Source organism: Lachnoclostridium sp. Marseille-P6806 (assembly GCF_964238185.1).
GTDB lineage: Bacteria > Bacillota > Clostridia > Lachnospirales > Lachnospiraceae > Brotaphodocola.
Genome location: NZ_CAXSLG010000003.1, coordinates 410,592 through 424,400 on the forward strand (window position 1 = coordinate 410,592; position 13,809 = coordinate 424,400).

Sequence of the window (13,809 nt, forward strand, 5' to 3'; positions counted from 1 at the left end):
GTTATTCTCTCCCTTCTTTTATCTGCGCTGCCACAGCCGCTGCCTGTCTGGCTATTTCCAGTTCCTCATTGGTCCGGATCACCAGCACATTCACCTTTGAAGTGCCTTCGGAAATGCGGACTGCTTCTGCCTGTTCCCTGTTTTTCACTTCATCAATGGTAATTCCAAGGAAGCCCAGGTATTCGCATATTTCCTCTCGAATATCAGAATCATTTTCCCCGACTCCGGCAGTAAATACAATATTATCCACACCGTTCATGGCTGCTGCATAGCTACCGATATACTTTGCCACCTTATAAGCAAAAATCTCCCGGGCCAGGGACGCTTTTTCATTGTATTTAATCCCTGCGTCCTTCAGTTCTCTGAAATCACTGGACAAATTTTTAGAAATACCCAGGACTCCTGATTCCTGATTCAGAACCGTCATAATCTGATGAATGTCCAGATTTTCTTTTGCTGCCAGGAATTCCAGCGCTCCCGGATCCACATCCCCGCACCTGGTACCCATCACCAGACCCTCCAGGGGAGTAAAGCCCATAGAGTTGTCAATCACCTTTCCGTACTTCACCGCGCAGATGCTGGAGCCATTTCCCAGATGACACACTATCGTCTTCACTCTCCGAATATCCTGCCCCATAAATTCTGCCGCCCGGGCAGAAACATACTTGTGGCTGATGCCGTGAAAACCATAACGGCGGATTTTGTATTTTTCATAAAACCGATAAGGCAAACCATAAAGAAAGGCCTTCGGCTCCATTGTCTGATTAAATGCCGTATCAAAAACGCCTACCATCAGCGTCTCCGGCATCAGTGCCTTACAGGCATCTACACCTACCAGATTGGCCGGATTATGCAGAGGTGCCAGATCATTACACTCTGTCATGGCCTGAATCACCTCATCCGTAATCACCACAGAGCCTGTAAATTTTTCTCCGCCATGAACCAGGCGATGACCTACCACATCAATCTCATCATAGGAGCTTAACACTCCCTGTTCTGGATCTACCAAAGCAGTCAGCAGCTTTTCCACTGCATCCTTATGATTGTTCATGGGCACCGGTTCCTTGAGTGAAACGCCGCTGTCCGTTTTATAAGTAAAGCTTCCGTCAATTCCTATGCGCTCGCAAAGTCCCCGCGCCATAACCTTCTCTGTCTCCGAATCAATCACCTGGAATTTCAACGATGAGCTTCCGCTGTTTATCACCAGTATCTTCATAACCGCCACTCCCCTTTACTGCTTTTGCATCACCGAATCACCGGAAGCTGTTCCTCCGGCTCCGTCTCTCGTTCCATTATACCGTTTTCCCCTTTTGTACACAAGAAAAATTTCCAGGAATAGCTCTTGCAGGAAATCAAGAAAGAAGCTCGCTCGCGAGCTTCTCTGCCTGCGGCGGGTCGCTTCTGCGACAATATTCTTTTCCGCCGCATGGCGATCCTCGCGGAGCGTTTTTATGTCATAGAACGCACTTTCCTATGACACTAAAAAGCACAGCAGGCAGACGACTTCTCATCTGTTTGCTGCGCTCTTCTGCGCCTGATTTCTTTATTTCAGAATTCCTCTTTGCCGGGAATCTGGAATATTCATTTGAATTCTGTATTTTGTCACTGCACGGCGGGATACGGAAATTCCTTCCTTTTCCAGCTGCTCTGCCAGCTTCTGATCACTGAGAGGCTTTTTCCCTTCCTCCTCAATCATCTGACGGAGCCGCTGTTTTATGGTATCTGAAGAAACAGACCCGTCTCCTTCATGGTCTGAAATCCCTGCAGTAAACAAAGCTTTTAAGGGAATGGTTTTTCGGTACTGAATATATTTTCCCTTAATCGCCCGGCTGACTGTAGAAACATGGATTCCCAGAAGCTGCGCGATATCCTCCTGCTGCATAGGGGCCAAATTGCCGTTTTCCTCAAAATAGTCCTTCTGCAGCTCCAGAACAGCCTCTACAATACGGACAATGGTTCTGCGCCTCTGCTCTACCGAATTCACTACAAATCTGGCCCGCTCCAGGCGTTCCCGAAAATAAGCCTGCAGCTCCGGATCCTTTGTCTCCTCCATCATGCGGATATAGTAATCATTGTATCGGTATTCTCCCATCCAGCCGTCATTCAGTGTTACCTCCCACTGACCATTCTGGCGGGCAATCAGAATATCCGGCACTACATACTCGGTGTCATCCTTCTGAATATCCATCACCGGTCTTGGATTCAGCGTCCCAATCAAATGAATATATTCTTTTACCTGTACCGTAGAAACCTGAAGCTTTCTGGAAATCATTCCAATCTGACCATTCATAAGTTCCTGCATATGATTCCGAAGAAGAACAAACAACGTCTCATCCTCAACGCCCTTTACACGAAGCTGCTTTTCCAGACATTCTGCCAGACTGGAAGAAAATATTCCAACTGGTTCCAGCTCCTTCAGCACTGCCAGACACTGTTCCAGCTCCTTTTGTTCATAACCGGAATTCTGCGCCAGCTCCTCTGTCTGATATAGAAAATATCCTTTCTCATCCAGACAATCAATCAAATACTCTGCCGTTTCCCACTCCCGCTGGGAAAGACTTCCCCGATCCAGCTGATTCAGCAGATACTCCTTCAGGGAATTTTCTGTTCTCGCTCTTACATCATTGCGGCTTTGCTCTTCTTCCTCCGGATTTTCCAGATACTGATCCCGGAACGAGGTTCCCTTCTCATACATCTTTTCCATATCCGTAAACATTTCATTTTCTTTATCTCCGGAATTCTCCAGCATGGGATTCTCCAGATATTCATTCATCAAAAAATCTTCCAGTTCCTGATTATTCAGCGCCAGAATATTCAATGACTGCACCTGCCCCACTGACAAGGCCTGTTTTTGTTCCACCAGCAGTCCGCTGCCCATCTCCATTTTCCTTCCTCCTGTGTATCTCTGTAGTTTTGTGATGCAAAACCCACTCATTCTTTTCAACAGTATAGCACATTTTCAGGAGTATGAGCAAAAAAATATGTGCAGAATATACAAGTATATGCAGTATTTCTATTTTCCAGGTACATATACGCCGTCCGGCCCTACCCAGTAATGATCCGGAGTCCAGCAATTCACGTACAGATCTCCATTTTCCCGATCCAGATAATACCAGAGACCGTCCAGACAGAGCCATCCTGTAGCCATATAGCCCTGGTCATCAAAATAATACCACCGGCCCCCCTGTTCCATCCATTGGGAGACGGGCCAGGTGCCGTCCTCATTTCTCCACCACCAGCGAAGTCCGTCTGCTGTCTTCTGCCATCCGGCTCCGGCATATTCTTCTGCCACCACAAAGCTTCCATCTGTTTTTACAGTCAGCACGTCTGACACAGTCCACTCACTTTTGCTGTGACTGGCTGCACTTACCGTCCTCACCTGAAACTGGTATGCCCCCGGCTCAGTCACCTGTTCCGAAAAATCATAATAATTCTGGTAAACCGATCGGACAATCCCCACAGCTCCTCCGTTGTGAATCAGCTGTACCTGATAATACCGGGCGGAGGACTCCGTATTCCAGAAGGCCCGCCCCTTTTTCTCCAGATCCCAGCCAAAACCGGCTGACTGAGAGATCGCCGGCGCCTTTCTGATATCTGCGTCTTTGTCAAAAAGGAGCTGAACCCGCAAAGTCAGAACGCTGTTGTTCTCCTGCCTTTTGGCGCTGACAAATCTGACCTTTTCATATCTGGTTTTTGATGTGTCTGCCAGTTTCAATCGAAAACTTGACGATGAAGCAGAAGAAAAATACCACATATCCTCGTCCTCAGAAACCAGGGTGATTTCCAGCTCCGGAGGATTTGCATTGGAAAATTCCCACTCCTCATTGACCACCTGGATATCTTCGATAGAGTATCGCTCCCTGTTGCTTCCATCCGCCGTTACCAAAACCTGTTTTCCATCATTTCCAATCCCCAGATCCGCGTCAAAAATCAGGTGGATTTTCCCTATCTTTCTTCGCTGCCCTGTTTCCCTCTGTCCCTCATCCTGAACCTCTGTCTGATATGGCCAGTTCTCTGTTTCGCCCGCCGCTGCCCCCATCGATGTCAGAGACAAAGCTGCGGAAGCTGCCAGAACCAGCACTGCTGTTTCCATTTTCACGCTTCTATTTCCTCGCCTTTCTGCCCCACTGTTTTTCGGCTTAAACCAGCTCTGCCTCTCCTCCTGCATAGATCCGGCAAATCAGATCCACACATTTTTCCAGTCCCAGCCTTGCTGTATTTAAAGTTATATCATAGCTGTCTCTGGCTCCCCACCTTTTTCCAGTATAACACTCATAATAATTGCGCCGCGCCTTGTCTGTTTTTTTGATCAGGCTGACAGCCTGATTTTTTTCCAATTTCCGCTTCTCCTCAACCCGTTTGATCCTGCTTTCCATATCTCCATGAAGAAAAATGGAGGTTACTCCCGGAATATCCCGAAGCACATAATCTGCACATCGTCCAATAATAATACAGGATTCTCTTGCCGCCAGCCGCCTGATAACCTCTGACTGCAAATTGAACATCATATCATTTACTGCAATTCCCCGACCGGTTTTTTCATTCTGAATCTCTCTCGGAACAGAGTAGAGAAATGGATTCGGCATTTTTTCATCAACGCCCCGCATCCGTTCCAAATCCACATCTCCATAGCTGCAGGCCATTTCAATCAGCCTTTTGTCATAGCACTCCAGTCCCAGGCGCCTGGCGGCCTCATGGCCAATCTGACTGCCTCCGCATCCCAGTTGTCGTCCAATCGTAATAATTCTGAATTTTTCTTCTTTCATGGAAACTCACCCCATTATCTGTTTTTAAAAATTTCTGCAATCGCTTTGCACATTTTTACCAGCACATTCCACATTCTTCGCAGAGGACTTTCTGTGATTTCCCCTGCTGCTGCCTCCGCATCCATCAGTTCATCATCATCATCCAGGCTGATTTCTTCTGTTCTCAGAACAATCTGCAGAGATTCCGGCTCCTGATTTTTCTCCGATGTAAAAGAAATCTTCTCTGCATTTGGATCCATATTTAAAAATCGTGTATCCTCTTCCAAATCGTCCCATTCTCGGTCCAGAGTGTCCTTCATTGTCCGCCCTGCCTGCCGCATGGCTGTCGTGCTGTCTAACACACTCAGACTTTTATCCAGCATATCCATCGTACCGCGAATGCTGTCTCTGGCTGCCGCATCCATATGGTTGCTGCTTTCCTTCAAGGTCTGCTGCAGAATCGCCGCTGTACTGATTCCCTGATTCAATGCATCTGTCGTTCTGTTTACCAGCTCCTCTGTATCATCAAGAGAATCCTGCAAATCTGGATAATACATATCAAGCGAATCATAAAGTGCTGTCCCGTCTTCTATCAGAAAATCCAGACATTCTGTCAGCTCTGCCATATACCGGGAAGCATCCGCCCCATCCTCCAAAAGTTCCTTCATCTGAGAAGCCAGCTTACTGCTGGCTGCAGAAAGCTTTTCCAGAGCTGCTTTTTTCTGCATCAGCGCCTGAATCAGTTCTGACGTATCCATGGTAACACCTGCCCCTACCCTCGGCGCCTCATGAGAAGAAATCCCAAGTCCCGTTCTGAGCGCTGCGTCGGAGGATGTTGCAGTCTGAGGAAGATCATTTTCCAGCTCTACCTCCTCTTTCTCTGTTTCCGGCATCTGATAGTCCTTTCCAATCTGCTCCAGACTGCCTGCCAGCTGTCCCAGCTCTGTTATGTATACCTGCTCACTTGCCTGCAGCTCGGCATCCAATGCAATCAGCTGCTGCATCAGAGCATTCAGTGCAGAAACATTTCCAGACAGATCCTCTGCTCCGCTCTGAATCCCCTTCAGAGCATGGTTCAGCTTCTGTAAAGGATCCTGCATTTCCCGCATGGAATTTACAATATCCCCCATACTGTCATGAACCACATCTGCCGCTTCCTTCGCCGTCTCAATATGAGGAATCATTACCTCCATCTGCTGGGATACCTGAGTCAATGCCTCCAGCACCTGATCATTTCCTGCCAGAATACTGTCCTTAGAACCACTCCAGACCTTTCTTGCTTCCTCAGCAGAACCCAGACCCTTCTGCAGCTCATTTACACTGTCCCGCATAGCCTCAACAGAAAGGGCCATCTGCTCCATACTGTCATAAAACTGATCGCCAGACTCCTTCCAGGTATCCTTCGCGTCCTTCAAATCCACCACATGTTCCAGCGAGTCCGTTGTTCCGGGAATCATTGCCATAAATACACCGTTCATTTCAAAGCTGTCTGAACCAATTCGTATGGTGTAGTCTCCGTCTTCCCCCGGCAAAGCTGTAAATACCGCAGCAGTCTGACTTCCCATATTCTGAATCTGCGCTCCCTCTGCCTCCAGGCTGTAGCAGTCATTCAAGTCCACCATCACCCCAGCCGCCAGCATCATATTGTTGCGATAATACTCCAGCGCATGATCATTTGCCCTGGCATCTATGTGAATTTCCACCAACCCCGATGCGCCCGCCAGCTGTTCTCCATTAACAGGGACTCCGTTTAATTTATAAGAAATATCAAAATTCCAAGGAAGCTCTACCTGCTCTGCATCCAGTTTACATTTATAATAAAAACGATTTGACTCTTGCTCCGGAAAATTCCAGGTTACAGAGCCCTTCTCCAACTGAGGCTCTGTATAATCTGTCATATTGATTACATCCAGATAATTTCCATAATCAGTAAATGTCTTCTGCCCGTTCAGACTACAGCTCTTTACCACATTGACTGTGTCCAGTCTTCCATAATAATCCAGATTCACATACATGGCCTCATCCACTGTCACAGCGGCCTCTTTGCCATATGCAGGAAGCTGGATCCCAGTGCAGGCCATCACAACTGCCAGCGCTCCGGCTCCGATTCTTTTATATTTATATTCCATGTCCTTACCTCCTGTCCTTTACACATCCCGCTCATTTTTCCATCGGTTTCCCAACTCTCGAATCCGCTCCGCCCGTTCGTGGAACTGATGACGGCGCACCCCGTAATGCTCTCTGATTTTTCTTCCCGGCTTTTTCCAGTCCTTTTCAATAATCAGCGGATCACAGAGTACCAAAAGCGCCGGAAGAAGGGTCAGAACCAGCATCACACTAAGCAGACCGCCCCGGCCAATGAGATGTCCCAGATCTCCAATCGCTGCTGTCGTAGAAATAAAATGCACAATGTAGCCTGCCAGAGTAATAATCGTTCCCGAAGTAAAAATAGACGAACAGGAGCGGGTAACCGCCTCAATACAGGCCTCCTTTTTCGGAAGGAGCTTCCGCTTTGCAATATAGTTGTTAGTCAGCAGAATAGAATAATCCACAGTCGCGCCCAGCTGAATACTGCTGACAATGATATAGCCCATATACACCATATCCACACCCTGAATATACGGAATCGCCATATTCAGGAAAATTGCCACCTCAATAGGAATCATGACCACAAGAGGAATCAAAACGGAATGGAAGCTGAACATAACAACCATAAATACGCCCAGCAGCGACAGCACATTCACTCGGGTATTGTCTTCTGTAATCGTAACCTTAATATCCTGAGTAGACGGAGTCTCCCCCACCACATAGGACTCTTCCGGATAATATTTCTTCATAATATCCCGAATCTGATCCGTACACTGGAAAGCAATATCACTTTCTCCCTTTGTTCTTATGTATATCAGCATCCGGGCGGTATCGTTTTTGTGAAGAAGGCTCGTAGCTGATTCTGGAAGGAACTCCTCCGGAACTCCCTCCGGAAGGGTATTTGCCATGGAGGTTACACTTTTTACATAGGGCAGATCCTCCAGTTCATCAGAAAGCCGCCGTTCCGCTACCATATCGTTATTGGGATAAATCAAAAGCAGCATATTACTGCGTCCAAACCTTGCCGTAATCTCCTGATCATCCTCATAAACCTGTGTTCCCTTTGCCCCGCCGACTGCGCTGTTTCCATAAAGAAAATGATTCATGCCCTGAGCTACATAAGCCGGAGGCGTAATCAGAAGAACTCCAATCAAAACAGCATATCTGATTTTAAATACGCCCTTTCCCAGCTTCGTAAAATCCGGAAAAAAGGAACGGTGCTTTGTTCTGTCATTCAGTTTCGTGAATTTTAAAATCATGGCCGGCATGAAAAATACCACAGACAAAAGGCTGAATACAATTCCCTTTGCCAGCACCAGTCCCATATCAAAGCCGATATTAAACTTCATGGTCACCAATGCCAGAAAACCGACTACTGTTGTCAGGCTGCTGGCAAAAATCGAATTAATCGCTTCCTCAACCGCCTTCACAATGGCCTCTTCCTCAGAAAGTCCCGTGTCTCTCCAGCTCATAAAAGCGTCCAGAAGGAAAATGGAATAGTCCATGGAGGTTGCCAGCTGAAGAATAATCGCCACGTTATCCGTCAGAAAAGAAATCGTTCCAAGGAAAATATTGGTTCCCTTATTCAGAAGAACTGCCACGCCCATCACCATCATAAACAGAATCGGCTCTGTCCAGGCGGTTGTGGCAAGGCAAAGCACTGCCAGAATCATAAGCACTGCAACAACAAGGATTCTGCCCATCTCTCTGGCTGTTGTCTCGATCAAAGACTTGTTCTGCACTGCCATTCCCACATAACAGCCCTTATCTCCGGTAATGGCCTTCATCTCGTCAATGGCCCGCTCCGTTCTGGGAGAATCCGACTCCTCTTCAAACGTAATATCCATAACTGCGCAGCCATCTTTATAATAATCCTTAATATCATCGAGATTGACAAAATCCTCCCCGGCATAGACATTCACGGTTGTATCACACCAGAGAATCTGATCCACTCCATCTACTGCAGCCAGCTGATCCTTATACATTTTCGCCTCATAAAGGCTGACATCCTTAATCATCAGCCGTGCCGTTCCCGGATATCCAAACTCCTCTTTCATCTTATCCAGCCCCTGGCTGGACTGAGTATAGGAGGGCACATACTTTGTCAGATCGTAATTGACATTTACAAAGCACATGGCAATGATCGAAAAAATACACCCTGCCACAAAAATGCTTTCAATCAGCGCCCGCTTCTCAATAATAAATCTGGCAAGAACCTCTGCAGGAGTTCTGCTCTGCCCATCTCCTGATTCCTGAGCATTTTCTGTTTTATTCTTCTTTTTCCAATGCAGCTTTTCCCTCAGGCTGTCTGCCCACTTTCTGTCCATAAGCTTCACTCCTCACTCTATCTCATCAGAATCACCATAAAATACTGTTCACCGTCCTTCTCAGCATGGGCCATGCCTATCCGCCGGTAATATCCCAGGGAATATCTCCGCTTCTCTGTAGAATCATACCGCGTCTGTGTCTTTGCCATGATTCTGGAAAAGGCGTCCTCTGCATCCTCTCTTCCCCGGATATACAGCTCCTGAGCAGCCGCATTTTTCCGATAAGGAACGGTTTCCAGATACTCCTTCAGGGTTCCCTCTCCCGGTATAGACTCTCCGGAATATCCATTTTCCAGAGCAAACTCCAGTCTGTGGGACGCTGCTTCATTCAGTCTTGCATCCATCAGAAAACCAGCATAGCGATCGTATTGTATCTTCTCATCTCCGTCCCAGCTGTCCTCTCGTTCTGGATGCTCCTCAAAAAAGATATCCCTCTTTTCTTCATTCAGCTGATCGAACAGCTCCTGTGTTTCTGCATCATAGCAAAATACAGGATATGCGCCTCCGCCTGTATTGGGAATCCACTGAGCTGACTTTAAAGAGCCGTCATAATAAAACTCATACAGCGCATTCTGCCAGATCACATCCTCCCTGTTTTTTGTTCCATCAGGAAGAATAAAATACCAGGCGCCTTCCTCCTGCTGCCAGCTGCCGCGGGCTGATTCTTTCCCTGGTTCCTCATTCTCTTCCAGGGCAGACCATTCCGCTTCCTCATTCTGTCCGCTGGCATTCTGAGATTCCGTCTGAATTCCCGTATCAGTCTGAGCATTCAGTCCCACCTGTAACCCCAGATCTGCCCATACCGTTTGAGAAAAGACCGCTCCGCTTCCCAGTAAAACTAAGACACTTAATAACAATCTCCACCGTATCCGCTTCCATCTATTCCGTAAAATATTCATAAAAACCTCCGGTAACACTCTTGTTTTATTGCACTATTATCCATTCTTATGCTAAAATACTCAAGTATCACTTTTATTTAAGACGTTTCAAATGAAACACTTTATGCTTTTTTATCCAGATTGAAACATTTAAGGGGGATTTGTAATGGGACGTTTTACTGAACAGAAGGGACACATTACCGCACGACGCACCTATGCCCTGTTAAAAGGGGCGCTGCTGACACAGCTATCCGCTCTGCCCTTTGAACAGGTGACCCTGACGGACATCTGCAGCACCTCTCTGATTTCGCGCTCTACCTTTTACCGGTATTTTGAAGATAAATATGAGCTTCTCAACTACTGTCTGAAACTGCTTCTCGATGAGATCGGACTGTCAGAAGATGTCATTTACTTTATGGACAGCGATTCCATGCAGGAGGTTCTGACCATTTTACTCCGGCACATTGAGGAAAACCGGGTTCTGTATCAGAAAATCTATAATGCCAACAAGGAAGGGGAATTGATCCCCATTATTCGCAAGGGGCTGATTCAGATTCTTCAGGACAAGGTTCTGGCTGCAGAGGAGCAGGGCTATCGGCTGAAAATTCCAGCACCCATTTTCACCAGCCTGACTGCGGATCTGTATTTTGACATTGTTACCTGCTACATCGAGCATGCCGATCAGTTCAGTGCCGAGGTCTTTATCGACAGCATCTGCCAGTTTACAAAAAAGGATTTCTTTTTCGCACCAAATCAAAATACATTGTCACAGCCATAAAAGGAGGAACTGTTATGGAAGCACTGGAAGTGCTGCTGCATTATATTGTTGAATTTTCGATTATCATCTTTGAATTTATTGGAGTGGGAATCATCATTGTATCCGGCATTATCGGCTTTACCAAATACCTCCGGAGACATCCTGATACGAAGATTGTCCTGGCTCAGGGACTGGCCATGGGACTGGAATTTAAGCTGGGCAGCGAGATTCTGAGAACCGTCATTGTCCGCCAGTGGGAGGAAATCGGCACCGTCGCCGGCATTATTGCCCTGCGGGCGGCGCTGACCTTCCTGATTCACTGGGAGATTAAAGAAGAGAGAAATGATATCAAAAAAGAAGAATTGAAAAAATAAAATTTGAACCGGAAGAGGGTACCACAAAATTATCAAATCAGGTAATTTTATGGCACCCTCTCCTTTTTATTTGCTCAATAGTCTATCGTTCAGTGATAAGTTTATCTCAAAGTCATCTATCCCTCTACCTCTCAATTCTTATAGATAATAATAATTCCTATAGTTCATTATCTTTTCTTCGCCACATCGGTAAAATAAACTTGAATTACTTAACAGGAGAACTTTCATTGAATAAGCTAGATTATTACGAAATTGGAAAACGAATTAGAAAATGTCACTTGAAACCTTTGTTTCTATTTGTCAGGCCTTTTCTGTCAGCGCAGATTACCTGCTGCGTGACGAGCTGCCTAAAAACGCTCCTATTCTTCTCCAGTCTCTGTCCGAAGCCAAGAAATACGGCGGACAGCAGTACGAAAAATATACCCGCCTCATCCAGGCCCTTGTTGACGTTGTTGATCGTCTCTGAGAATCCCCCTGGAAAAAAAGCCCTTGAAATCAAGGACTTTTTCATCACCAAATATAGATTCTTTCAAAACCGAACATTGTCATATCGGCCAATTTCTATCTTCTTCTCATGTTGCTGCATTTCACGGCTTACACCGGCCACAGGGCTCATATCCGGATTTTACCAATTCCTCCCTGGCGCCCTTATAGCTTTCTTTGTTGTCTTTTTCAATCGTGCTTACACTGGCGCAATCCGGATTATGGAATTTCTTTGATTTTTTATTCAGCACATACTCCTGAATAGAAGACTCCTCTGTCGTCCCGCTATTCCCTGCCAATGTGCTATTTCCAGTCGCATAATCAATTTCTACTCCTGGCTGAACATTGTATACAAAAACATTAAACTGAATCGCTTCCCCCTGATCCTCAACGGACTGGGCCTCCATTAAAACACCTGACGCAACCAGATTATCCCCTTCAAAAACAGGCGTTACCCGGTACAAAACATGATTCTTCGTTTCCTTCACATAATCTGCTGTCATATTTTCAAATGGCAGCATTCCATCCACATTCATAAACCGCGTTCCAGTAATCAGATTTTTCTTATTTGCATTTTCCGCAGTCAGCTGAAATCCAATCAAATGGCAGCGGTTATACAAATATTTTCCATCTACAAAATCATATTTCACACTTTGCCAGCCGCTGGGCTTTACCTGTCCGATATTCCCTCTGCCTTCCGTGGGCATCAAATCTATGCCTACATTGGCAAACGCTGTTCCGCACCGTCCCAGCTCATCCAGCTCACTGTATTGTTCAAAAGACTCTTCTGAAAAATCAGACTCCTTAAAATACGGCACATTGTTATTAATCACAGCATAGGGCTGTCCGTCATATTCCGGTACCTGATCATAGGAAAATTCACCATTTGATGACCCTTCTCCAAAAACCAGACTGCCAGGACGAGAACCGGCCAGAGAATCGGATCCGGAGCCGCAGCTGCACAAAAACAGCATCAAAACAAACAACAGGGAAAGGAGCTTCTTTTTCATTGCATTTCTCATCGTGTATAAACCTCTTCAGTAATTTTTTCGTGAGAAGAGCCTTCAAACTCTTCTGTTTCTTTTAATATCCACCCGGAAGACAGCAGTTCAAAATTAAAATAAGCATCTGCAGGATATGTTCTGTTCCACCGGAAAAGTATTATCTTTTCAATGCGCGCTGCATAAGGAGTAATATCCTGATCCTCCACAAAACAATACTCTCCTGTCTCTGCATGCTCCAGATATTCTTCCGACACACAAATATTGGAGCTGTCCTCAAACTGCTTCTTGCTGTATGCATTCATCCACAGGGGCTTTCCACCAGTCAGCTTCTGCATCCGCTCCCGCAGCACTCTGTCCTGAGACTGACGGCGGCAGTTAAACATCATTCCATATTTGTCATCGACACAAAGCATTACTATCATTCCATATCCTCCTTTATTCTCTTTTATATTCTCCTGCAGCGGTTTTATTATAGCACATCTGCAGCCTTAACTCTACAATCAGGTACATCCCTACAACAATCATGTCCATATTCGTTTTTTTAACACGAGAGATTGTAATTTGAAAGCTTCTCCACTTGCACCAAGTATCTCCATCATATGTTTTAGATCTTTACCTGAATTACTTATAGAAAAGGTAGTATCAGGATAGCCCAGAAAAATTTCTGAACTACATTTTTTCTTGCTTTCCGGTACACTATTGGTACACTATCTTTCAATTTATAGTGTACCAACCTGTTCCAAAACGGCTTTTCCCACTAAAAAAAGGAACTTCGGTTAATTCTAGTAATAATTACTAAAATGGCCGAAATTCCTTTATTTTAAAAGCTTTTTATACAAAAAAAAGAACCACATTTCTGTGATTCCTTCAGAGGCGACAACCAGATTTGAACTGGTGATCAGGGTGTTGCAGACCCACGCCTTACCGCTTGGCTATGTCGCCATATTTTATTTTATACATTGAAACAATCCTGTCTCAATAAAATGACCCCAACGAGATTCGAACTCGTGTTACCGCCGTGAAAGGGCGATGTCTTAACCGCTTGACCATGGGGCCGAATTTGCTATCTGCAAAAACTCCCCGAGTAGGACTTGAACCTACGACAGCGCGGTTAACAGCCGCGTGCTCTACCGACTGAGCTATCGAGGAATAT

The 13,809-nt window shown here is 45.9% G+C and carries 12 protein-coding genes and 3 tRNA genes; 3 read left to right on the plus strand and 12 right to left on the minus strand.

What is annotated here, in order from left to right:
• Position 1: 1 nt before the first annotated feature.
• The 7 genes from ACESON_RS06020 to ACESON_RS06050 all read right to left on the minus strand — a co-directional run bounded on the left by ACESON_RS06020 (position 2) and on the right by ACESON_RS06050 (position 10,059).
• A complete protein-coding gene (locus tag ACESON_RS06020; RefSeq protein WP_373108852.1) occupies positions 2-1,216 on the minus strand; it encodes an acetate/propionate family kinase in 1,215 nt (404 codons plus the stop codon).
• Between the two features lie 327 nt (positions 1,217-1,543).
• Entirely contained in the window at positions 1,544-2,884 is a 1,341-nt protein-coding gene (rpoN, locus tag ACESON_RS06025) for an RNA polymerase factor sigma-54 (protein ID WP_177959753.1), read from the minus strand.
• Between the two features lie 129 nt (positions 2,885-3,013).
• Positions 3,014-4,093 carry a hypothetical protein gene (locus tag ACESON_RS06030; protein WP_373108874.1) on the minus strand — a complete coding sequence of 360 codons (1,080 nt, stop codon included), beginning with the start codon at positions 4,091-4,093 and terminating at the stop codon, positions 3,014-3,016.
• A 46-nt stretch (positions 4,094-4,139) separates the two neighbouring features.
• A complete protein-coding gene (locus ACESON_RS06035; protein ID WP_373108853.1) occupies positions 4,140-4,766 on the minus strand; it encodes an AAA family ATPase in 627 nt (208 codons plus the stop codon).
• A 14-nt stretch (positions 4,767-4,780) separates the two neighbouring features.
• Positions 4,781-6,874 (minus strand): hypothetical protein, encoded by a 2,094-nt coding sequence (locus tag ACESON_RS06040; RefSeq protein ID WP_373108854.1) that lies wholly within the window; start codon positions 6,872-6,874, stop codon positions 4,781-4,783.
• A gap of 18 nt (positions 6,875-6,892) precedes the next feature.
• On the minus strand, positions 6,893-9,160 hold the full coding sequence (locus tag ACESON_RS06045; RefSeq protein WP_373108855.1) for an RND family transporter: 2,268 nt from the start codon (positions 9,158-9,160) through the stop codon (positions 6,893-6,895).
• Positions 9,161-9,177: 17 nt separating this feature from the next.
• Positions 9,178-10,059, minus strand: coding sequence for a hypothetical protein (locus ACESON_RS06050; protein ID WP_373108856.1), 882 nt, complete (start codon positions 10,057-10,059; stop codon positions 9,178-9,180).
• Positions 10,060-10,204: 145 nt separating this feature from the next.
• Between ACESON_RS06050 and ACESON_RS06055 the strand changes: the two genes are divergently transcribed.
• From ACESON_RS06055 to ACESON_RS06065, 3 genes are all read left to right on the plus strand, one after another.
• Complete coding sequence (locus tag ACESON_RS06055; RefSeq protein WP_373108857.1) at positions 10,205-10,816, plus strand: TetR family transcriptional regulator; 612 nt, start codon at positions 10,205-10,207, stop codon at positions 10,814-10,816.
• 14 nt (positions 10,817-10,830) lie between these two features.
• Complete coding sequence (locus ACESON_RS06060; protein WP_373108858.1) at positions 10,831-11,169, plus strand: DUF1622 domain-containing protein; 339 nt, start codon at positions 10,831-10,833, stop codon at positions 11,167-11,169.
• Between the two features lie 271 nt (positions 11,170-11,440).
• Positions 11,441-11,635, plus strand: coding sequence for a hypothetical protein (locus ACESON_RS06065; RefSeq protein WP_373108859.1), 195 nt, complete (start codon positions 11,441-11,443; stop codon positions 11,633-11,635).
• Between the two features lie 121 nt (positions 11,636-11,756).
• Here ACESON_RS06065 and ACESON_RS06070 read toward each other — a convergent pair whose 3' ends face one another.
• The 5 genes from ACESON_RS06070 to ACESON_RS06090 form a co-directional block, all read right to left on the minus strand.
• Positions 11,757-12,674, minus strand: coding sequence for a DNA/RNA non-specific endonuclease (locus tag ACESON_RS06070; protein ID WP_373108860.1), 918 nt, complete (start codon positions 12,672-12,674; stop codon positions 11,757-11,759).
• Positions 12,671-13,078, minus strand: coding sequence for a ribonuclease Z (locus tag ACESON_RS06075; RefSeq protein ID WP_373108861.1), 408 nt, complete (start codon positions 13,076-13,078; stop codon positions 12,671-12,673). Before ACESON_RS06075 ends, ACESON_RS06070 begins: the two co-directional genes overlap by 4 nt.
• 449 nt (positions 13,079-13,527) lie before the next feature.
• Positions 13,528-13,598, minus strand: a tRNA-Cys gene (locus ACESON_RS06080).
• A 42-nt stretch (positions 13,599-13,640) separates the two neighbouring features.
• Positions 13,641-13,712 (minus strand) — tRNA-Glu (locus tag ACESON_RS06085).
• Positions 13,713-13,732: 20 nt separating this feature from the next.
• Positions 13,733-13,805, minus strand: a tRNA-Asn gene (locus tag ACESON_RS06090).
• Between the last annotated feature and the right edge of the window lie 4 nt (positions 13,806-13,809).